We start from the raw sequence: 21625 nt of genomic DNA, 5'->3' as shown, positions 1-21625 counted from the left end.
CGTGGCCAACGTCTGTGTCTTCTGCGCGTCCTCCCGTACTCTCGACGCCCGCTGGCTGGCGCTCGCCACCGAGACCGGTGAGGAACTGGCCCGGCGCGGCCACACGCTGGTCAGCGGCGGCGGTTGCGTCGGGATGATGGGCGCCGTGGTGCAGGGCGCGCGGGCGGCCGGCGGTCGCACCGTCGGCGTCATCCCGCAGTCCCTGGTCGACCTGGAGGTCGCCGACCTGGACTCCGACGAGCTGCTGGTCACCGACAGCCTGGCCAGCCGCAAGACGCTGATGGACGAGAAGTCCGACGCGTTCGTGGCGCTGCCCGGCGGGCTCGGCACGCTCGACGAGCTGTTCGAGGTCTGGACCACAGCCACCCTGGCCCTGCACGCCAAGCCGATGGTGATCGTCGACGTGGACGGCTTCTACCGGCCGCTGCTCGACTGGATCCGCGGGCTCGGTGAGCAGCGGTTCCTCAAGCCGGCCGCGCTGGACCTGCTGCTGGTCGCCGACAGCGTCCCCGCCGCCCTGGACCTGATAGACACCCGCCTGACCTGACCCCGCCCGCCCGGTCGGCCCGTCCTTGTTCACCACCGTTTCGGCGGGCTTGATCGACACCATTTCGGGGAGGTGGTGGTGTCCGGGCGTGTGTGATGTGGCCATTTCCCCGAGGTGGTGTTGATCTAGGGGTGTGTGGCAGAGCCGGGCAGTGGTGCACGCTGCGGGCAGGTGAGCTGGTGACGGCCGGGACGGCGGTCGGTTTCCGGGTGTCGTACCGGCGTGGTGGGATGTCGGTGATGCAGGCGTACCGGTTGGTGCGCCGGCCCGGCGGCGCGGAGGCGGGGGTCACCCACGACGCCGGGGCGGGGCAGGGGGTGGGTCGGCCCGGTGGGCCGGCTGATGCGGAGCCGCGATCCGGGGGGTCGGCGGGCGATGCCGCACACCCGGAGCCCATCACGCCGCCCGCCGACGCCACGACTCCCGCGACACCCGGCACCGGCACACGCGGAGCTGCCCCACCCGCCACCACGCCGGATGCGGGGGGCGAAGAAGCGCGGACTGGCGACGAGACCCGGGAGACCGGGGCCGGGCAGGGCCTGAGCCGTGTGCGTGCGGTGGACCCGGTGCAGGCCGAGGTGATCGCGCACACCGACGGGCCGATGCTCGTCGTGGGCGGTCCTGGCACCGGCAAGACGACGACGCTCGTCGAGGCGGTCGCGGCCCGCGTGGCCGAGGGTGTCGACCCGGAGCGGATCCTCGTGCTCACCTTCGGCCGGCGCGGCGCCACCGAACTGCGCCACCGGATCGAGGCGCGCATCGCCGAGGGCGGGCACCGGGTGATCCGTGAGCCGCTGGTGCGCACGTTCCCGGCGTACGCCTTCGGGCTGCTGCGCCGCGCGGCTGCCGAACGCGGTGAGCCCTCGCCCCGGCTGCTCACCGGCCCCGAGCAGGACCTGATCATTCGTGAGCTGCTCGACGTGGTGGGGGAGGAACCCGGCGACGACCCGGTCGGCTGGCCGGAGGACCTGCGCCCCGCGCTGCGTACCCGGGCGTTCGCCCAGCAGCTCCGCGACCTGCTGATGCGTGCCGCGGAGCGCGGCGTCGGCCCGGTCGAGCTGGCCCGGCTGGGCGAGAAGCTGGGCCGCGCCGACTGGCCGGCCGCCGCGCGCTTCCTGCGGGAGTACGTCGCCGTGCTCGCCCTGCGGGACGTGAGCAACCGGGGCTCGGTGGCGTACGACCCGGCGGAACTGGTGCGCGCCGCCACCGGCATGTTGCTCGACGACCCCGAGCTGCTCGCCGCCGAGCGTCGTCGCCTGACCCACGTGTACGTCGACGAGCTGGCCGACACCGACCCGGCCCAGCTCGACCTGCTCGCCGTGGTGGCCGGAGGCGGCCGGTCCCTCGTCGCGTTCGCCGACCCGGACTCGTCCACGTACGCGTTCCGCGGCGCCGACCCGGCGGGCGTCACCACGTTCCCGCACCGCTTCCGCACCGCCTCCGGTGCTCCGGCGGCGCAGGTCACGCTGACCACCTCGTACCGGGCCGGGCCGGAACTGCTGGCGGCGACCGCCCGGCTGGCCCGGCGGCTGCGCGGCCCGGCGGGGCACCGGCGGCTGCGCCCGCTTCCCGGCGTGCCCGCCGGAACGGTGGAGGTACGGACGTTCCGGTCCGCCACCAGCGAGTCGGCGTGGCTGGCGCACGCCCTGCGCGAGGCGCACCTGCTCGACGGCGTGCCGTGGTCCCGGATGGCGGTGCTGGTCCGCTCCACCGGCCGGCAACTGCCGTCGCTGCGGCGCGCGCTGCACACGGCCGGTGTGCCGACCGTCGTGCACGGCGAGGACCTGCCGCTGCACCTCCAGCCGGCGGTCGCCCCGCTGCTGCTCCTGCTGCGCTGCGCGCTCGAACCCGACCGGCTGGACGAGGAGGCGGCGGTCGCGCTGCTGCACTCCCCGCTGGGCGGGGCCGACCCGCTGGCCGAACGGCGGCTGCGCCAGGGGTTGCGGGCGCTGGCGCTGGCCGGCGGCGACCGCCGTCCCTCCGGCGAGCTGCTGGTGGAGGCACTTCGCGACCCGGCCGAACTGGCCACCATCGAGCGTCGCTGGGCGGCCCCCGCGCAGGCCGTGGCGCACCTGCTCGCGACCGCCCGGGAGACGGCCGGCCGGCCCGGCGCCACAGTCGAGGACGTGCTCTGGGCGGTGTGGCGGGAGAGCGGGCTGGCCGAACGCTGGGCCGGGGCGATCACCCGGGGGCGGGCGGCCACCGGCGAGCACGAGACCGCCCAGCGCTGGCGGGCCGAGGCCGCCGACCGTGACCTGGACGCCGTACTCGTCCTCTTCGACGCGGCGGCCCGGTTCACCGACCGGTTGCCCGGCGCGCGTACCGAGGTGTTCCTCGACCACGTCCTCGGGCAGGAGCTGCCCGCCGACACGCTCGCCGCCGCCGCCGACCGGGGCGACGCGGTACGCCTGCTCACCGCGCACGCCGCCAAGGGTCTGGAGTGGGATCTGGTCGCGGTGGCCGGGGTGCAGGAGGGCGTCTGGCCGGACCTGCGCCTGCGCGGCAGCCTGCTCGGCTCGGAGCGGCTCGTCGACGTGCTCGCCGGTCGCGCCGACGGCGCCGGGCTGCGGGCCAGCCTGGTCGGGCAGACGTCGGCGCTGCTGGACGAGGAGCGGCGGCTGTTCCACGTGGCGATCAGCCGGGCGCGGCGGCGGCTGCTGGTCACCGCCGTGGCGTCCGCCGCTGTCGGCGGGGACGACCACGAGGAGCAGCCGAGCCGCTTCCTGCACGAACTGGCCGCCGCCGACCCACCCGCCACCGGCGGAGGCGGCACCGCCCCGACCGGCCCGAACCCGACCGGCCCGGCTCCGACCGGCCCGAATCCGACCGGCCCGAACGCGACCGGAAACGGACCGACCGGGAACGGACCGACACGTACGGCCATGCGCGGGGGCATCGTGGACGGGCCGGTGCCGCACGGGGACGAGCATCCGCAGGACGGGCCGCCCGCGGCGCTCCCGGTCACCCTGCCGCCGCGTGGGCTCACGCTGTCCGCGCTGGTGGCGGAGCTGCGTACCGCAGTCACCGACCCGGCGACGCCGATCACCCGGCGGCACGCGGCGGCGGGTGAGCTGGCGCGGCTGGCCGCCGCCGGCGTGCCCGGCGCGCACCCGGACGACTGGTGGGGGCTGCGCGGCCTGTCCGACGACCGGCCGCTCGTCGACGAGGGCGAGCCGGTGCGGGTCACCCCGTCGGCGATGGAGAGCGCGTTGCGGTGCAGCCTGCGCTGGCTGCTGGAACGGCACGGCGGCAGCGGCCCGGCCAGCGCCGCGCAGGGCGTGGGCAACCTGGTGCACGCCGCCGCGATGCTGGCCGAGGATGCCAGCGTCGACCGGGAGGCGCTGCTGGAGTACGTGGCCGCCCGGTTCGACGCGATCGAGCTGGCCGCCCGGTGGATGGCCGGCCCGGAGCGGCAGCGCACCGAGGCGATGGTGGACAAGCTGCTGCGCTGGCTGGCCGGCAACCCGCGCCGGCTGCTCGCGATCGAGCACGAGTTCGCGGTCCGCCTCGACGACCCGTCCCGTCCGATCGAGCTGACCGGCCGGGTCGACCGGCTGGAGGTCGACGACGAGGGGCGGCTCGTGGTGATCGACCTGAAGACCGGCAAGTCGACGGCTGTCACCGAGCGGGAGGTGGCCGAGCATCCGCAGCTCGGCGCGTACCAGGCAGCGGTGGAGGCGGGCGGGTTCGCCGAGTTCGGCGAGGAACCGGGCGGGGCGGCGCTGGTGCAGCTCGGCACCGGCGCGCGGGACGCCAAGGAGCAGACCCAGGCGGCGGCCGGGGAGGGCCCGGAGGCCGGGTGGGCCACCGCGCTGGTGCGCCGTACCGCAGACACGATGGCCGCCTCGACGTTCGCCGCAGTGGCCAACTCCAAGTGCCGGGTCTGCCCGGTACGCACCAGCTGCCCGGTGTCCGGCCAGGGCCGCCAGGTGGTCGAGCCGCCACCGGAGAACCAGCCGTGAGCGCGAGGAGTGAGCCGGTTTTGCGAGCCCCGCAGTCGCGAACAAAGACTGGACCATGACTGTTCAGCCGGCGCTGTTCGGCGCCTCCGCCACGCCCGCGCCGCGCACCGCCGACGCGGGGCCCCGCTACACGCCCGTCGAGCTGGCCCGGCTGCTGCGGCTGCCGGCGCCCACCCGGGAGCAGGCCGCGATCATCGCCGCGCCGGTGGAGCCGCTGCTGGTGGTCGCGGGCGCCGGCTCGGGCAAGACCGAGACGATGGCCGCGCGGGTGATGTGGCTGGTCGCCAACTCCTACGTACGCCCCGAGCACATCCTCGGCCTCACCTTCACCCGCAAGGCGGCCGGCGAGCTGGCGCACCGGGTCCGCACCCGGCTCGACCAGCTCATCCGGCGGCTCGGCCGGCAGGGGCGGGATCCGCACGACGACCCGCTGGCGGGCGAGCCGACCGTGTCCACGTACCACTCGTACGCCGGGCGGATCGTCACCGAGCACGGGTTGCGCGCCGGGTACGAGCCGACCACCCGGCTGCTCACCGAGGCGTCCCGCTGGCAGCTCGTCGACCTGCTGGTGCGCAACTACGACGGCGACATGTCCGAGGTGGACCGGATGCCGTCGACCATCACCGACGCCGTGCTGGCGCTCGCCGGTGAGCTGGACGAGCACCTGGTCGACCCGGACGAGCTGGCCGCCTGGACCGGCCGGTTCTTCGCCGACGTGCAGTCCCGGCCGGGCCGGGTCTACGCCGACGTCCGCAAGGCGCTCCAGCTCCAGCGGACCCGGCTGAAGCTGCTGCCGCTCGTGCGCGCGTACGCCCGGCGCAAGGACGACTTCGAGGCGATGGACTTCGCCGACCAGCTCGCCCGCGCGGCCCGGGTGGCCCGCGACCATCCCGGCGTCGGGGTGATCGAGCGGGACCGGTTCCGGGTGGTGCTGCTCGACGAGTACCAGGACACCAGCCACGCCCAGGTGGTGCTGCTCAACGCGCTGTTCGGCGGCGGCCACCCGGTCACCGCGGTCGGCGACCCCTGCCAGTCCATCTACGGCTGGCGCGGGGCCAGCGCCGGCACGCTCGACCGGTTCCCGGCCGAGTTCGCCCGCACCGACGGCAGCCCCGCCGACGTGCTCAGCCTGACCACGAGCTGGCGCAACCGGCCGGAGATCCTCGGCGTCGCCAACACGCTGTCGGTGCCGCTGCGGGCGGCCGGCGCGCGGGTGCCGGAACTGCACGCCGCGCTCAGCGTCCGCGACGCGATCCCGCACCGCACGCCGGGCGGGCAGGCCGGCGGCACCGTGCACTGCGCGCTGCTGGAGACGTACGCCGACGAGGCCGACTGGATCGCGGACAGCGTGCTGGCGGCCTGGCGGGGCGCGGCCGGGATGCCCGGCGCGCTGCCCGAGCACATCCCGGCCGACCGCCGCCCGACCACTGCGGTGCTGGTGCGGCTGCGCAGCCAGATCCCGGCGATCGAGGCGGCGTTGCGTGCCCGCGGACTGCCGGTCGACGTGGTCGGCCTGGGTGGGCTGCTGGACACCCCTGAGGTACGGGACGTGGTGTGCACGCTGCGCGTGCTCGCCGACCCGACCGACGGGGCGGCGCTGCTGCGGCTGCTGACAGGCGCGCGCTGGCGGATCGGCCCGCGTGATCTGGTCGCCCTGCACCGCCGGGCCCGCGCCATCGCCCGCAGCCGCCGGGAGCTCACCGGCGACGAGGGCCCGGAGATCACCGTGGACGCGCTGGACGAGGCGACGCTCGTGGAGGCGCTGGCGGACCTGGGGCCGGCGCAGGCGTACTCGGCCGAGGGCTACGCGCGGCTGCGCTCGTACGGGATGGAGCTGGCGCTGCTGCGCTACCGGCTGGACCAGTCCCTGCCGGAGCTGATCGCGGACATCGAGCGGACCATCGGGCTCGACGTCGAGGTGGCGGTCCGGGCCGGCCGGGACGGCGCGGGCGACGCCGGGCTGGCCCGCGCGCACCTGGACGCGCTCGGCGACGTGGCGGCCCGGTTCAGCGGCGAGACGCCCGGCGCCACGCTGGCCGGTTTCCTCGCCTACCTGGCCGCCGCCGAGGACGAGGAGCGCGGGCTGGCGCCCGGCGAGGTCGAGGTGGTGGCCGGCGCGGTGCAGGTGCTCACCGCGCACGCCGCGAAGGGCCTGGAGTGGGACGTGGTGGCGGTGGCGGGGATGACCCGGGGCGTCTGGCCGGGGCCGGTCCGCAACTCCGACCACTGGCTGGGCGGGCTGGGCGTGTTGCCGTTCCCGTTGCGCGGCGACGCGGACGGGCTGCCCGAGCTGGCCCTGCCGGAGGCGGAGGACCAGCGCGGCGTGGCCCGTGCGCTGACCGACTTCACCGACGCCTGGCGGGCGCACGACGAGCGGGAGGAGCGCCGGCTGGCGTACGTGGCGGTGACCCGCCCGCGTCGGCTGCTGCTCTGCTCCGGCTACTGGTGGGGGGAGGGGACCAAGCGGTTCCGCGGCCCGTCGGTGTTCCTGCGGGAGGTGCACGACGCCTGCCTGGCGGGCGGGGACGGGCACGTGGTGGACGCGTGGACGCCGGAGCCGGCCGGGGACGCGGTGAACCCGACCACCGAGACGGTGCTGCGGGCCGAGTGGCCGGCCGACCCGCTGGGCACCCGCCGCCCGGCGCTGACCGAGGCGGCGGCGCTGGTCCGCCGCCACCTGGCCGACCCGGAGACGGCCCGTCGCGAGGCGGCAGTGCTCGCCACCACGGGAGCGGCGGACGACGCCGAGGTGGCCCGCTGGCGGCGCGAGGCCGATCTCCTGCTCGCCGAGCGGGCGGAGCTGGCCCGGCAGGCCGAGGCGGTCGAGGTCGAACTACCCGGCCAGCTCTCGGTGACCCAGCTCGTGGCGTTGCGCCGCGACCCGGAGGCGCTGGCCCGTACGCTGCGCCGCCCGATGCCGACCGAACCGAACCCGTACGCCCGGCGCGGCACCGCGTTCCACGCCTGGCTGGAGCAGCGCTTCGGCACCGACCGGCTACTCGACGTGGACGAGCTGCCCGGCGCGGCGGACGAGGACGCGGCCCCGGACGAGGCGCTGGCCGAGTTGCAGGAGCGCTTCCTGGCCGGCGAGTGGGCCGACCGGGTGCCGGTGGAGGTGGAGGTGCCGTTCGCCACTGTCATCGCCGGGGTGGTGATCAGGGGGCGGATGGACGCCGTGTTCGCCCGCCCGGGTGGGCGCTACGACGTGGTCGACTGGAAGACCGGGCGGCAGCCGGCCGGCCGGGAGGCCGACGCGGCGGCGGTGCAGCTGGCTGTGTACCGGCTGGCCTGGGCGGAACTGGCCGGGGTGCCGGTGGACCGGGTCGGCGCCGCGTTCCACTACGTGCGGGACTCCGCCACCGTCCGCCCGGCCGATCTGCTCGACGCGGAGGGACTGGCCGCCTTGGTGGCCGCCGTGCCGGAAATCCCGGGGGATCTCCCGGAGCGCGCGAATCCGTGATACGTTGGCTGGGTTGCAGTTTTGGTTTCCAGAGACTCTGTGTGCGCCTGGCGGATTGTGGCCCCAGGCGCTCTTTGTTGTGTCCGGAGTTCTCCGGGCGGGGCGACCAGCAGCGACAGGCACGCCGCGTATTCCACGCGCGGGGTGCTCCTCTCCGGCCCGCAACACGTGCGGGCCGACCGTTCCGTCAAGGAGACGAAACACATGGCAATTGGCACCGTCAAGTGGTTCAACGCTGACAAGGGCTTCGGCTTCATCACCCCGGACGACGGCGGCGCCGACGTCTTCGCCCACTTCTCGGCGATCCAGACCTCCGGCTACCGGAGCCTGGACGAGAACCAGCGGGTCGAGTTCGAGGTGACCCAGGGCCAGAAGGGCCCGCAGGCGGAGAACATCCGCCCGCTCTGATCTTCGGATCAACCGGCACCACCATCGCGCCCTCTCGGGCGTGGTGCACGGGCCGGCCCGCCTCTGCCGGGCCGGCCCGTCCCTTTCGGTTCGTGCTTGTGACCACCGGCGATGCCGGTGACGCGCCGCTGTCCGGCGCCCTTCCTCGACACGTGCCGCGTCGAGGAAGGCTTTCCGCATGACCACCACCCTGCCCACGTTCGCCGCCACCGGCCTGGCCCCGGCGCTCGTCTCCGAGCTGGCCGCGCAGGGCATCTCCGCGCCGTTCCCGATCCAGGCGGCGACGATCCCGGACTCGCTGGCCGGCCGCGACGTGCTCGGCCGGGGCCGTACCGGCTCCGGCAAGACGCTCGCGTTCGGGCTGCCGCTGCTGCACCGTACGGCCGGCCGCCGGGCCCGACCGGGCCGCCCGCTCGCGCTGGTGCTCGTACCCACCCGTGAACTGGCCGCGCAGGTCACCGAAGCGCTCGCCCCGTACGCCGCCACGCTCGGCCTGCGCTGCGCCACAGTGGTCGGCGGGCTCTCGCTGACCCGGCAGGCGGCCGCGCTGCGCGCCGGTGCCGAGGTGCTGGTGGCCACGCCGGGCCGGCTGCACGACCTGATCGACCGCGGGGACGCCCGGCTGGACCAGGTGACCATCACCGTGCTGGACGAGGCGGACCAGATGGCCGACATGGGCTTCCTGCCGCAGGTGACGAAGCTGCTGGAGCAGGTCGCGCCGGGCGGGCAGCGGATGCTGTTCTCGGCCACGCTCGACCGCGGCGTGGACCGGCTGGTCCGCCGGTTCCTCACCGACCCGGTGACGCACTCCGTCGACCCGGGCACCGCCACCGTCACCGCGATGACGCACCACGTGCTGCACCTGGACGCGGAGGACAAGCCGGCCGCGCTGGCGCACATCGCCGCCCGCGAGGGCCGCACCATCGTCTTCATCGCCACCAAGCACCGCGCCGACCGGGTGGCCCGCCAGCTGCTCGCCAAGGGCGTACGCGCGGCGGCGCTGCACGGTGGCAAGTCGCAGCCGCAGCGCACCCGCATCCTGGAGCAGTTCCGCACCGGCCAGGTCACCGCGCTGGTGGCCACCGACGTGGCGGCCCGGGGCATCCACGTCGACGGGCTGGACCTGGTCGTCAACGCCGACCCGCCCACCGAGGCCAAGGACTACCTGCACCGGGGCGGCCGGACCGCCCGGGCCGGGGAGTCGGGCACTGTGGTCACGCTCGTGCTGCCGGACCAGCGCCGCGACGTCGCCCGGCTGATGACCACCGCGGGCATCAACCCCAAGACCACGCGGGTACGCGCCGGCGACAGCGAGCTGAGCCGGCTCACCGGCGCCCGGGAGCCGTCCGGCGTGCCGGTGACCATCACCGCGCCCGCCGCCGCGCATCCCGCCCCGGGAACCCGTCCTCGCCGGCGCCCGCGCCGCCGCTGACCGCGGCCTGCGCCTGACCGGCTCGCTTCCGAGCGGGCCGCTTCCGAGCGGGCCGCTTCCGAGCGGGCGGAGAGTTCGCTCCTGAGTCGGGAATCAGTCGATGTTCGGTCGGCTGCCCGACTGTGCGACCGGAACCCGACGGTGATGCTGCTGCGCGGGGGACCGGTCGGGGGGTCGGCCGGACGCGGAGGGAGCGGTTCATGGCGGGGGAAGCCGGATCGGGCGGAGCGCGGGAAGTGGTGCTGGTGCTCGCGGTGGCGGGGGCCGGCCTGGCGCTCGCCGCGGTGGCCGCGTTCGGGCCGTGGCAGCCGTCCGACGGCGGCTCGCCGGATCGCGGCGCCGCCCGCAGCTTCACGCCCGGGATGCGCGCCCCGCACACTCAGTAGCCGCCCAGGGCGGACGATGCCGAGATACCGATATGACCCTCAGGCATAAATATGCCCCAGAGTCATATCGGCCGGGAGTCATGCCTCTGCGGCCGACGACCGGCCGGGCGCGTCGCCCTGGGCTTCCGCACAGCGATCATGCGGTCCCGCCGTCGGCCCCGTGACGGACGCGCGTCAGGGCGCCGTGGCCCGGTCGCTCAGCAGATCGGCGAGTGTGGTCCGGTCCACGACCAAGGCGATCGCGCCGTCCACCGCCAGCCACACGTCCCGCAGGCCGGTGGCCACACCGTGGTAGCCGGCCCGGTCGGCGGGAATGCCCCGGACGCTCGTGATCGCGCCGCCTACCGCGCGCAGCACGTCGCCCACGCTGATCTCGTCCGGAGGGCGGGTCAGCGCGTACCCGCCCTCGGTGCCGCGGTGGCTGTGCAGCAGTCCGGCCCGCCGCAGGTCGAGCAGGATCCCCTGAAGGAAGCTGAGCGGGATGTCCTGGCTCTCGGCCAGGCTCGCCGCCTTGACCAGCTCGCCGCCGCCGGCCGCCGGGTCGCCTGTGGTGACGGCGGCGTCGGCGACGGCGAGCATGGCCCGGAGCGCGTAGTCGGCGCGCGCGGAGATGTACACGACGTCAGTTGCCGGCCTGGTCCAGCACGCCCCAGCGGCGGCGGATCGCCTTGTCGGCGGCCCCGAACGCGGTGTCCACGAGCAGGCCCACGACCAGGATGACGATCATGATGGCCATCAGGCGGGGTGCCTCGCTCAGCTCGCGTGCGTACGTGAGCTGAGCGCCGATCGAGGTGCGGGTGGCGATGACCACCAGCAGCTCACCGGCCATCAGGCTGCGCCAGGCGAACGCCCAGCCCTGCTTGAGCCCGGCCACGATGGCGGGGAGCGCGGCCGGCGCGATCACGTACCGGTAGAGGTTGAGCCCACGGGCGCCGAGGTTGCGGCCGGCCCGGACCAGCAGCGGCGGCACGTAGTCCACGCCGTGGATGACGCCGTTGGCGACCGACGGCGCGGCGCCGAGCACCACCACGAAGAAGATCGCCTGCTCGCTGAGCTGGAACAGCAGGATGGCCAGCGGAAACCAGGCGATCGACGGCATGGTCTGCAACGCGGTGATCATCGAGCCGAGCGCGGCCCGGAGCACCTTGACCCGGGCCACGCCCAGGCCGAGCAGCAGGCCGACCGCGACCGCGGCGGCGAACCCGACCGCCGCGCGCCGGGCGGTGGTGGCGAGGCCCTCCCAGAGCGCCGAGCTGAGCAGGTAGTCCCCGAGGTCGCCGAAGACCACCGCCGGGCCGGGCAGCGCCCACGGCTCCTTCCATCCGGACCAGACCACCGCCTGCCAGACGGCGACGGCCAGCGCGAGCGCGGCGAACTTGGGCCAGGTGGCCGACCACAGGCGGCGTACCCGGGACGGGCCCTTCTCCCGGCCGGCGATCTCCAGCGCGTCGAGTCCGGAGATCTCCGCGTCCGTACGCGCCGACCCGGTGAGGGTGTCACTGGCCATGCCGGCCCACCTCCTTGCGCAGCCGGTCGGTGACCTCGGCGGCGATGGCCGAGACCTCCGGCGAGTCGATCCGCCGGGGGCGCGGCACGGCGACCTCGGTGGAGTAGATGATCCGGCCGGGCCGGCTGGAGAGCAGCACGATGCGGTCGGCGAGCCGGGCCGCCTCGCGCACGTTGTGCGTGACGAACAGGACGGTGAGCTTGCGCTCGGTCCAGATCCGCTCCAGCTCGTCGTGCAGGATGTCGCGGGTCATCGCGTCCAGCGCGCCGAACGGCTCGTCCATCAGCAGCACCGGCGTCTCCAGCGCGAGCGTGCGGGCCAGCGCGACCCGCTGCCGCATGCCGCCGGAGAGCTGGTGCGGCCGCTTGCGGCCGAACTCGGACAGGTGGACCGTGCGCAGCAGCTCGGCCACCCGCTCCTTGCGCTGGTCGCGGGGGAGTCCGCGCAGCTTCAGCGGCACCTCGATGTTGCCCTCGACGGTCAGCCACGGGAACAGCGCCGGCTCCTGGAACATCAGTCCCGGGTTGACGCCCTCGCCCAGCTCGATCGCGCCGCCGCTGGCCCGGTCCAGTCCGGCGACCAGGTTGAGCAGCGTGCTCTTGCCGCAGCCGGACGCGCCGACCATGCAGACGAACTCGCCCGGCGCGATGTCCAGCGACAGCCCGTCCAGCGCCAGGACCGCCTGCTCGCCCTGGCCGTACACCTTGGTCACGCCGCGCAGCGCGACCGAGCCGGTCGCGCTGCGCGGGGTCGTGCTCGTCGACGTCACGGCTGGCTGACCTCGGCCTTGCCCTGCGTCTTGAGCACCTCGTTGAGGTACTTCAGGTCGTAGAGGCCGTTCAGGTCGACCGGCTGGGTGAGCCCGACCGCGACCGCGTGGTCCAGGCCGGTCTTCAGCGACGACGGGATCGGGTCGTTGGTGAACTCCAGCGTCGGCCAGGCCTGCTTGATCAGCTTGAGGTCGAGCGGCTTGCCGGTGATCTTGCCGATGTGGTCGGAGATGGCCTGCTGCGCCTCGTCCGGCTTGGTGTTGACGAACTCGTTCGCCGCGACCTGGCCCTCGACCAGCTTCTTCACCACGTCCGGGTGCGCCTTGAGGAACTTGGTGCTGACCAGCAGGTTGGTGATGACGAACTTCTTGTCCGGCCAGAGGTCACGCTCGTCGACGAGCACCTTGCCGCCGGCGTTCACCAGCCGGGAGACGAACGGCTCGGGCACCCAGGCGCCGTCGATGGCGCCGCTGCCGAACGTCTCGACCGTCTGCGCGTTCTCCTGCGGCACGATCTTGACGTCGCCGCCGCCCTCCTTGGTGGTCTCCAGGCCCTTCTCCTTGAGCCAGAAGCGCAGCGCCACGTCCTGGGTGTTGCCGAGCTGCGGGGTGGCGATCTTCTTGCCGCGCAGCTGCTCCACCGAGGTGATGCCGGGCTTGACCACGAGCGCGACGCCGCCGGACGCGGCGCCGGAGATGACCCGGACCGCCTCGCCCTTGGACTTGGAGAAGGCGTTCACTGTCGGGTTCGGGCCGATGTACGTGGCGTCGAGCGCGCCGGAGAAGACGGCCTCGATGGCGGCCGGGCCGGCGTTGAACGTCTTGGTGTCCAGCTCGACGTCGCTGCCGAGCTTCTCCTTGAAGATCCCCTTCTCGACGCCGACCACAGCCGGGGCGTGCGTGATGTTGGGAAAGTAGCCGAGGCGCAGCGTCACCGGGCCGGAACCGGCGGCGGCGTCGCTGTCCTCGCCGCAGGCGGCGGTGGTGCCGAGCGTGGCCGCGCCGAGGGCGGCCAGGGCCGCCAGGGTGGCCAGGCGGCGCAGGGGAAGCCGTCTCATCGAATGTCCAATCCGCAGTATTCCTATTTAGTTGGTAGGAAGAGTGGGGCAAGCGGCCGCCGGCGTCAAGTCCCGTCCCGCGACAGTCCACCGTTCGGCCAGGGCACACCGGCGGTAGAGCCGGTACCGAGGCGCTAGTGTCGATCTCGTGCCGACGCGGAGAGCGAAGATCCCAGCGACGAAGTACCCGGTCGAACGGTTCACCCTCGACAACGGCCTGCGCGTGGTGCTCACGCCGGACCGCAGCGCCCCGGTCATCGGGGTCGCTGTGGTCTACGACGTCGGCATCCGCTCCGAGCCCGAGGGACGCACCGGGTTCGCCCACCTCTTCGAGCACCTGATGTTCCAGGGCTCGGAGAACCTGGAGAAGCTGGCCCACTTCCGGCACGTCCAGGGCGCGGGCGGGACGTTCAACGGCTCCACCCACCTGGACTACACCGACTACTTCGAGACGCTGCCCGCCAACGCACTGGAACGGGCGCTGTTCCTGGAGGCCGACCGGATGCGCGGCCCCCGGCTGACCGAGGAGAACCTGCGCAACCAGGTGGACGTGGTGAAGGAGGAGATCCGGGTCAACGTGCTGAACCGGCCGTACGGCGGGTTCCCCTGGCTGACGCTGCCCCCGGTGATGTTCGACACCTTCCCCAACGCGCACGACGGCTACGGCTCCTTCGTCGACCTGGAGTCGGCCACCGTGTCCGACGCCGCCGACTTCTTCCGCCGCTACTACGCCAGCGGCAACGCGGTGCTCGCGGTCAGCGGCGACATCGACGTGGCCGAGGCGACCACGCTCATCGAGCGGCACTTCGGGGACGTGCCGGCCCGGCCCGCCCCGCAGCGGCCCGACTTCGCCGAACCCGACCTGACCGCCGAGCGGCGCAGCACGTACACCGACGCGCTGGCCCCGCTCCCGGCCGTGGCCGGCGCGTGGCGGGTGCCCGACCCGATCAGCGACTTCGCCGGCTACCTGCCCTACGTGGTGCTGGCCGAGGTGCTCACCGACGGCGACGCCTCCCGGCTGGTCGAGCGGCTGGTGCAGCGCGACCGGTCGGTCACCGGCCTCGGCGGGTACCTCGGCTTCATGGGCGACCCGTTCGACGTGCGCGACCCCACCGCGCTGCTGCTCCAGGCCCACCTGCCGCCCGGCGGCGACGTGGACAAGGTGCTGCGCACCGTCGACGAGGAACTGGACCGGCTGGCGGCCGACGGGCTGACCGACGGGGAGCTGGCGCGTACCCAGGCCCGGATGGCCACCCACCTGCTGCGCGACACGGACGCGGTGCTCGGCCGCGCGTTGCGGATGGCGGTGCTGGAACAGCAGCGCGGCGAACCCGGCCTGCTCAACGACCTGCCCCGGCTGGTCGGCGAGGTGACCGAGGAACAGGTCCGCGCCGCCGCCGCCACCCTGCGGCCCGAGCGCCGCGCGGCAGTCGAGGTCGTTCCCGGAGGTGCCCGATGACCACCACCACCGTCCGGCCGCTGCCGGCGCTGCGCCCGAACCGCCGCCTCAAGGTGCCCAAGCAGGCCGAGCGCACGCTCCGCAACGGCCTCACCGTGATCGCGGTACGCCGCTCCTCCGTACCGCTCGTCGAGCTGCGACTGTGGATGCCGTTCGGACGCACCCACCTGGCCCGCGGCGCGATGCTGGCGCAGACCATGCTCTCCGGCACCGAGGCGCACAGCGCCACCGAGCTGGCGGCCGAGTTGCAGAAGGTCGGCGGCGGGCTGACCGCCGGTCTCGACCCGGACCGGCTGATGCTCTCCGGCGCGGGCCTGGTCACCGGCCTGGACCGGATGCTGGAGCTGCTCGCCGAGGTGCTCACCGGTGCGACCTACCCCGCGGACTGGGTCGAGACCGAGCGGGACCGGCTGGTCGACCGCATCCAGGTCGCCCAGAGCCAGCCGTCGCACCTGGCCCGGACCGCGCTGCTCAAGCGGGTGTACGGCCGGCACCCGTACGCGGTGCAGACGCCCGACCCGGACCAGGTGCGGGCGGTCCGCCCGGCCGCGTTGCGGCGGCTGCACGCCGAGCGGGTGCATCCGGCCGGCGCGGTGCTGGTGCTCGTCGGCGACGTGGCGCCGGACCGGGCGCTGGACGCGGCCGAGCAGGCGTTGTCCGGGTGGCGCGGTGACGGCCACGTCGCCGAACTGCCTCCCGCGCCGCCGCTGGAACCCGGGCCGCTGCTGCTCGTCGACCGGCCCGGATCGGTGCAGTCCTCGGTACGACTCGCGCTGCCGGCCGTGCCCCGCACCCACCCGGACCACGCCGCGTTGCAGCTCGCCAACCTGATCTTCGGCGGCTACTTCTCCTCCCGCTGGGTGGAGAACATCCGCGAGGACAAGGGCTACACGTACGGGCCGCACTCGCTCGTGGAGCACTCGGTGGCCGGCTCGCTGCTCGTCGCCGGCGCCGAGGTGGCCACCGAGGTGACAGCGGCGGCCCTGGTGGAGACGAACTACGAGCTGGGCCGCCTGGCGACGGTGCCGCCGAAGGCCGACGAGCTGGAGCAGGCCCGCCAGTACGCGCTCGGCACGCTCCAGCTCGGCATGTCCACCCAGGCCGGTCTCGCGTCGCTGACCAGCGCGTACGCCGGCAACGGGCTGCGGCTGGACTTCCTCGCCGAGCACGCCGCCCGGCTGGCCGCCGCGACAGTGGACGACGTGGCCGAGGTGGCCGCCCGCTACCTGGCCCCGGCCCGCGCGGTCACAGTCGTGCTCGGCGACGCCGAACGGGTGGCCGACTCGCTCGCCGCGCTGACACCGGTGCGTACGGAATCGGCATGAGCGGCGAATCCGACCCGCCGCTGGCCCGGTCGACGCTCGACCGGGCCGCGCACCGGCGTACCGATCCAGCCTGGCTGACCGAGGCGTGGGAACGGGCCCGGGTGCTGGTGCTGGATTCCACCGCCGAGGGGCGGGCGCTGGTCCGGGGCGCGTCTACCCCGCCGGAGCTGGTCCTGGTCGGCCCCGGTGAGCTGCCCGAGGTACCCCGGTCGGTGCCGATGTTCCTCGGCGTCGAGCCGGACGGCGTACCCGTGTTCGCGGTGGACGGGCCGCTGCCGGCGCTGCCGGACACCCGCCCGGCTCACCTGCGCGAGGTCGGCCACCTGATGACCGACCGGGACGCGGGCCTGTTCACCACCGCGCTGGCGCTGCTCAACTGGCACCTGCGGCACGGCTACTCGTCGACGACCGGCAAGGCGACGAGCGCCGACGAGGCCGGCTGGTCGCGGATCGACCCGGACGGCGGCCGGGTCTGGCCGCGTACCGATCCGGCCATGATCGTGCTGGTACACGACGGTGTGGACGGCCCGGACGGCCGTTGCCTGCTCGGCAACAACGCGGCTTGGCCGCGCACCCCGGGACAGCGCCGCTACTCCTGCCTGGCCGGATACGTCGAGCCCGGCGAGTCGGCCGAGGCCGCCGTGCTGCGCGAGGTCCGCGAGGAGGTGGGCGTCCCGGTCGAGGAGATCGCGTACGTGGGCAGCCAGTCCTGGCCGTTCCCCGGCTCGCTGATGCTCGGCTTCCTGGCACGTGCCGACGCGGACGCGCCGATCCGGGTCGACCTGGCCGAGATCGCGCACGCGCGCTGGTTCTCCCGCCGGGAGATCGGCGCGGCGCTGGCGGGCGAGCCGGTGCCGGTGGGCGGGGGAGACCGGCTGGTCCTGCCGCCGCCGTCGTCGATCGCGTTGTTCCTGGTGCACCGCTGGCTCGACGGCCACTGCTGACCCGGCCCGGCCCTCGTCGGTTGGCGTGTTCGGTTGGTGCGGCGGCGCCGGTTCGGGGATGTGGTGTGGTCCAGGCCGGTCGATTACCGCCACTTCGCCGAGCTGGCGGGGTGGGGGTGGGTGGGATGCCGTCACTTCGCCGAGCTGGCGGGTCGGCCGGGTTTCGGCGGTTGCGCTTCCGCGCCGCCCGGGTTCGACCTGTCGCTGCGGGTCGCCGAACTGACCGCCACCGGGGGTGCGTGCGGCGGGACTCGGGGTCGGGTTGGCGGGTTTCGGGCTGGTGGGTGGCACCAGTCCGGGGAAGTGGTGTGGTCCAGGCCGGTGGGATACAGCCACCTCCCCGGACTTGCGGGGTGGGGTGGGTGGGATGCCGTCACTTCGCCGAACTGGCGAGTTCGTTGGGTCGGGTTGGCGGGTTCGGCTGGCGGGCGGCGCCAGTTCGGGGAAATGGCGTGGTCGAGGGCGGTCGGTTGCCGCCACTTCGCCGAGCTGGTGGGTCGGCCGGGTTTCGGTGGTCGTGCCACCGGGGGGGGTGCGTGCGGCGGGACTCGCGGTCGGGTTGGCGGGTTTCGGCTGGTGGGTGGCACCAGCCCGGGGAAGTGGTGTGGTCCAGGCCGGTGGGATACAGCCACCTCCCCGAACTGGCGAGGCCGGGCGGACCTGGGCCGGGCGGACCTGGGCCGGCTGGAACGGGGGTGGGGCGCGGCCCCGACCCGGACCGTCGTTGCCGCGACGGTCGCGGGCCGGGAACACGTGCCGTCGAGGCCGGGTGAGGCGGGAAAACGGCGGGGGAGGCCGGTCCGGCCACGACGGACGTCAGCGTCCGGTCATCCACCGTCCCAGCGGTACGGGTGCCCGGGAGCGGATTCCTCGATCGGCAGCACCTTGACCCGGTGCCGGCCCGTGCGTACCGCACCGACGGCGGACAGTGCGCGGGCGAGCAGGAGTGCGGCGTCCCGGTCCTCGGCGTGGACGACCTGGCGGCGGGGCTCCGGCGTGCTCGTCTCGTCCCGCAGGCGGCCCCCGCCGGCCCAGGCGGCGGCGATGTCGGCGTCGGCGGCGGTACGGATCTCGGTGCGGACGATCAGGAACCGCATGGTGTCCCCCGGACAATCGGCGGTTACACGCTGGAACTTCCACGTCACTCCCGCGTCATGTTACGCCGATGTGACAGCCCGGCAAGGGGAACGCGCCAGCTCGACCGATCGGGGGATCCCAGGTCAGCACCGTTGTCGGGGGTGGACGCGCGAAGGGCCGCCGGCGCACGCCGACGGCCCTCCGGGGTTCGCCGGATCAGTCCAGATCGAACTGACCGCTCTTCGTTCCGGCGAGGAAGCCGAGCCATCCGGCCCGGTCGAACAGCAGGACCGGTCCGCTCGGGTCCTTGCTGTCCCGCAGCGCCACTGTGGCCGGCCCGGAGCCGAGCGGCGCGACCTCCACGCAGTTGGAGGTCTGGCTGCGGGTGCTCTTGCGCCAGGCGGCGCCGGCGAGCCGTCCCGAGCGGGCGGTCGTGCTGGTGTGGATCTCGTTCATGGTGCTTGCTCCTGGTGAGGTGCTCCGATGGGTCCGAGCGACGCCGGAGCGCGGGCGGTGTCCGTGCCGGATCACCGTTCCGTGGTGAGGCGCCCCGAGTCCCGGCGTCGCTGGGCCGGCGCCGTTGCCGGCCCGTACGCCACCGTGGACTCGACTGCCGTGCCGGTCAGCCGTCCCGTCGCCTCGATCAACCAGGAGAGGGTGTCCGATGCGGAGAGCGCCGACGAGCATAGCCACTCGAACACCACTTTATAGCGATTTAGGGTGTTTACCTCGGTCGACATGACGTCGGTGAACCCACCTTCGATGGCGAGTGTCTCCGGATCGAGGGGATCGGCGAACCGGTAGACCGAGAACGCGGTCGGCGGAAGGTACCAGTCACCGACCCGGGTGTCCCGCAGCAGCAGGCGCAGCGTCACGTTCGGCAGCAGCGCCATCTCGCACAGGTGGACGAGCTGCTCGTGCAGCACCTCCGGTGGCCCGGCACGGCGGCCGAGCGCCGCCTCCTCCAGCACCGCCGTGTAGCGGGGCACGTCGGGGGAGCGGGTCAGCAGCGACTGGCGGGCCTGCCGCGCGCGTACCTCGGTCTCGGGATCCTCGGTCTCCGGGTCGCCGGCCTCGGCGGCGACCTGCGCGGCGGACATGATCCGGTGCCGGGCGTACCCGGGCGTCTGCAGCAGCCCCGGCACCAGCACCGGGTTGTACTCGGAGATCTCCGCGCAACCCGCCTCCAGTTCGGCGAAGGCGCGCTGCTGCTGGGTCATCACCGGGAAGTTGCGCAGCCAGCCGCGCATGTCGCCGGCCTCGTGGGTGATCCCGGTCAGTTCCGCGCGCTGCTCCTCGTCGGCGCCGTAGAGCGTCAGCAACACGTCCACGTCGTCCGGGTCGGGACGGCTGCGGCCGTTCTCCAGACGGGACAACTTGGATGCGGAGGCCCAGCCGATCCGCTCGATGACCTGGTCACCGGTCAGACCGGCCTGTTCGCGGAGCCGACGCAGCTCGATGCCGAGTCGACGACGGCGCAGAATCGGGCCTGGTACGGCAGGAGGCACGGCGTCCTCTTTCCCGTCGACCGTCGCTTGACGCGACGGTAACTGTATGAAATTCGCCCCCCACGGTCAGTATGGACGGCGCGACCGGCGTCGGAGGTTCCGGCAAGGGCGTGTCACGAGACAAAAAGAGGACCGTGGAGGGTGTCTTCACCAGCGCCCGCCCCCGACGCGCCCTGGTGGCGCACCCCTGCCGGAGGGAACCGATGCGCACCGTCCTGCGCCGCCCCGACTTCCGTCTCCTGTTCGCCGCGCTCGTCGCGAGCATGGCGGCGGAGTCGGTCCTGCTGCTCGCCCTGGCCGTCTGGGTCAAGGATCTGACCGGTTCGGACAGCATGGCCGGGGCGACCATCTTCGCGGTCATCGCGCCGATGACGCTCGCCCCGCTGGTCGGCTGGGTGGTCGACCGCTACCGGAGGCGTCAGTTCTTCATCGCCGCCAACCTGGTCGCGGCAGTGCTGCTCGGTCCGCTGCTCACGGTCCGGGACCGGTCCGACGTCTGGGTGATCTACGTGGTCGCCGCGCTCTACGGACTGTCGTACATCACGCTCACCGCCGTGCTCAACGGACTGATCCGGCATCTGGTTCCGCCCGATCTGCTCGCCGACGCGAACGGGCTGCTCCAGACCGTCCGGCAGGGTCTGCGGCTGATCGGGCCGCTGGCCGGGGCCGGTGTCTACGCCGCAGTCGGCGGCTGGCTGCTGGTCCTGCTGGCCATGACCGGCTTCCTCGTCGCGGCGGCGGTGGTCGGGCGGCTGCGCGTGGAGGAGAGCACGCCGTCGCGGCCGGGTCGGCGCGGGCCGTCCGAACTGGGCGCGGGGCTGCGGCACCTGACCGGCGAGCCGGCGCTGCGCCGGGCGCTGCTCGGGTACGGGCTCGGCTCGCTGGTGATGGGCTTCACCGAGTCGCTGATCTTCGCGTACGTCGATCTGGGCCTGCACCGCGACGCCGCGTTCGTCGGCGTGCTGGTCATGGTGCAGGGCGTCGGCGGGCTGGTCGGCGGCCTGTTCTCGGCCGCCGTGGTCCGCCGGTTCGGCGAGGTCGGCGCGCTCGCCGCGGGCGTGACGTTCTTCGGGCCGGCCGCGCTGGCGCTCGCGTACCCCCGGTTGTGGCTCGGGGTGGTGGCGCTGCTGCTGGCCGGCCTCTCGCTGCCGCTGACCATGGTGGGGTTGAACACGCTGATCCAGCGGCGGACGCCGCCGCGGCTGCTGGGCCGGGTCACCGCCGCGTCCGAGGCGCTGGTCAGCGGCCCGCAGGCGCTCTCCATCGGCACCGGCGCGCTGCTCGTCGGCGTGTTCGACTACCGGCTGCTGTTCGCACTCGTCGGTGCGGTCACCACGGCGGCCGGCCTCTACCTGTGGCGGGGGCGCGGGCTGACCATGCCGGTCGCCGGACCGGTGCGGATCCCGGCGCCCCGGAAGCCGGCCGACGACGGGGTGCTCAGCCGCGGTGGTTCCTGAACGACGGCGAGCGGCCGCACCCGGATCGGGTGCGGCCGCTCGTGCGTCGCGGGCGGATCAGCCGGGCAGCGCGGCCAGGTGCTGCTTGACCTGGGTGATCGAAGGGTTGGTCAGGGCGCTGCCGTCGGCGAAGCGCAGCGTCGGGACGGTCTGGTTACCGCCGTTGACGCCCATCACGAAGTCCGCGGCCGTCGGGTCCTGCTCGATGTCGACCACCTCGTACGCGATGCCCTCCCGGTCGAGCTGCGACTTCAGCCGGTGGCAGTAGCCGCACCACGGGGTGGAATACATCGTCAGCATGGTCTGGTCCTCCAAGGGGTGGCTCG

18 protein-coding genes are annotated in these 21625 nt (G+C 74.1%); 10 read left to right on the top strand and 8 right to left on the bottom strand.

What is annotated here, in order from left to right; all coding sequences use genetic code 11:
- Position 1: 1 nt before the first annotated feature.
- The 6 genes from FB455_RS10085 to FB455_RS10060 all read left to right on the top strand — a co-directional run bounded on the left by FB455_RS10085 (position 2) and on the right by FB455_RS10060 (position 10195).
- Positions 2–547 (top strand): LOG family protein, encoded by a 546-nt coding sequence (locus FB455_RS10085; RefSeq protein WP_013288424.1) that lies wholly within the window; start codon positions 2–4, stop codon positions 545–547.
- Positions 548–786: 239 nt separating this feature from the next.
- Positions 787–4509, top strand: a complete 3723-nt coding sequence (locus tag FB455_RS10080) for an ATP-dependent DNA helicase (RefSeq protein WP_145753075.1) — start codon at positions 787–789, stop codon at positions 4507–4509.
- A 55-nt stretch (positions 4510–4564) separates the two neighbouring features.
- Positions 4565–7969, top strand: a complete 3405-nt coding sequence (locus FB455_RS10075; protein ID WP_145753035.1) for an ATP-dependent DNA helicase — start codon at positions 4565–4567, stop codon at positions 7967–7969.
- Positions 7970–8173: 204 nt separating this feature from the next.
- Positions 8174–8377, top strand: a complete 204-nt coding sequence (cspE, locus tag FB455_RS10070) for a transcription antiterminator/RNA stability regulator CspE (RefSeq protein WP_013288421.1) — start codon at positions 8174–8176, stop codon at positions 8375–8377.
- Positions 8378–8555: 178 nt separating this feature from the next.
- Entirely contained in the window at positions 8556–9809 is a 1254-nt protein-coding gene (locus FB455_RS10065) for a DEAD/DEAH box helicase (protein ID WP_013288420.1), read from the top strand.
- Between the two features lie 200 nt (positions 9810–10009).
- The gene (locus tag FB455_RS10060; RefSeq protein ID WP_013288419.1) at positions 10010–10195 is read left to right on the top strand and encodes a hypothetical protein; all 186 of its coding nucleotides are present in this window, start codon (positions 10010–10012) and stop codon (positions 10193–10195) included.
- A 174-nt stretch (positions 10196–10369) separates the two neighbouring features.
- Here FB455_RS10060 and FB455_RS10055 read toward each other — a convergent pair whose 3' ends face one another.
- The 4 genes from FB455_RS10055 to FB455_RS10040 are packed head-to-tail and all read right to left on the bottom strand — an operon-like array spanning position 10370 to position 13529.
- The gene (locus tag FB455_RS10055) at positions 10370–10813 is read right to left on the bottom strand and encodes an RrF2 family transcriptional regulator (RefSeq protein ID WP_030273860.1); all 444 of its coding nucleotides are present in this window, start codon (positions 10811–10813) and stop codon (positions 10370–10372) included.
- Between the two features lie 4 nt (positions 10814–10817).
- The gene (locus tag FB455_RS10050; protein ID WP_013288417.1) at positions 10818–11702 is read right to left on the bottom strand and encodes an ABC transporter permease; all 885 of its coding nucleotides are present in this window, start codon (positions 11700–11702) and stop codon (positions 10818–10820) included.
- Positions 11692–12471, bottom strand: coding sequence for an ABC transporter ATP-binding protein (locus tag FB455_RS10045; RefSeq protein ID WP_013288416.1), 780 nt, complete (start codon positions 12469–12471; stop codon positions 11692–11694). The genes FB455_RS10050 and FB455_RS10045 overlap by 11 nt, the downstream gene beginning before the upstream one ends.
- Positions 12468–13529 carry an ABC transporter substrate-binding protein gene (locus FB455_RS10040; RefSeq protein ID WP_030273864.1) on the bottom strand — a complete coding sequence of 354 codons (1062 nt, stop codon included), beginning with the start codon at positions 13527–13529 and terminating at the stop codon, positions 12468–12470. Before FB455_RS10040 ends, FB455_RS10045 begins: the two co-directional genes overlap by 4 nt.
- A gap of 148 nt (positions 13530–13677) precedes the next feature.
- On the opposite strand from FB455_RS10040, the gene FB455_RS10035 reads away from it, so the two are divergent.
- Genes FB455_RS10035 through nudC form a run of 3 tightly spaced genes read left to right on the top strand, consistent with a single transcriptional unit; the run spans position 13678 to position 17257 of the window.
- Entirely contained in the window at positions 13678–14988 is a 1311-nt protein-coding gene (locus FB455_RS10035) for a M16 family metallopeptidase (protein ID WP_013288414.1), read from the top strand.
- A complete protein-coding gene (locus FB455_RS10030; RefSeq protein ID WP_013288413.1) occupies positions 14985–16313 on the top strand; it encodes a M16 family metallopeptidase in 1329 nt (442 codons plus the stop codon). The genes FB455_RS10035 and FB455_RS10030 overlap by 4 nt, the downstream gene beginning before the upstream one ends.
- Complete coding sequence (gene nudC, locus FB455_RS10025; RefSeq protein ID WP_013288412.1) at positions 16310–17257, top strand: NAD(+) diphosphatase; 948 nt, start codon at positions 16310–16312, stop codon at positions 17255–17257. Before FB455_RS10030 ends, nudC begins: the two co-directional genes overlap by 4 nt.
- 827 nt (positions 17258–18084) lie before the next feature.
- Here the strand turns inward: nudC and FB455_RS10020 are convergent.
- The 3 genes from FB455_RS10020 to FB455_RS10010 form a co-directional block, all read right to left on the bottom strand.
- Positions 18085–18354: a hypothetical protein gene (locus tag FB455_RS10020; protein WP_013288411.1), complete on the bottom strand. Its 270-nt coding sequence runs from the start codon at positions 18352–18354 to the stop codon at positions 18085–18087.
- Positions 18355–18550: 196 nt separating this feature from the next.
- Positions 18551–18790, bottom strand: a complete 240-nt coding sequence (locus FB455_RS10015) for a DUF397 domain-containing protein (RefSeq protein WP_013288410.1) — start codon at positions 18788–18790, stop codon at positions 18551–18553.
- 71 nt (positions 18791–18861) lie between these two features.
- Positions 18862–19842: a helix-turn-helix domain-containing protein gene (locus FB455_RS10010; protein ID WP_013288409.1), complete on the bottom strand. Its 981-nt coding sequence runs from the start codon at positions 19840–19842 to the stop codon at positions 18862–18864.
- 203 nt (positions 19843–20045) lie between these two features.
- Between FB455_RS10010 and FB455_RS10005 the strand changes: the two genes are divergently transcribed.
- The gene (locus FB455_RS10005) at positions 20046–21299 is read left to right on the top strand and encodes an MFS transporter (RefSeq protein WP_030273871.1); all 1254 of its coding nucleotides are present in this window, start codon (positions 20046–20048) and stop codon (positions 21297–21299) included.
- Positions 21300–21356: 57 nt separating this feature from the next.
- On the opposite strand, the gene FB455_RS10000 is transcribed toward FB455_RS10005, so the two are convergent.
- The gene (locus FB455_RS10000) at positions 21357–21599 is read right to left on the bottom strand and encodes a mycoredoxin (RefSeq protein ID WP_013288407.1); all 243 of its coding nucleotides are present in this window, start codon (positions 21597–21599) and stop codon (positions 21357–21359) included.
- Positions 21600–21625: the final 26 nt, after the last annotated feature.

Source organism: Micromonospora sp. CNZ296 (genome assembly GCF_007827635.1).
Note: the sequence above shows the minus strand (reverse complement) of the source record. Positions and strands in the feature narration are given on the sequence as shown.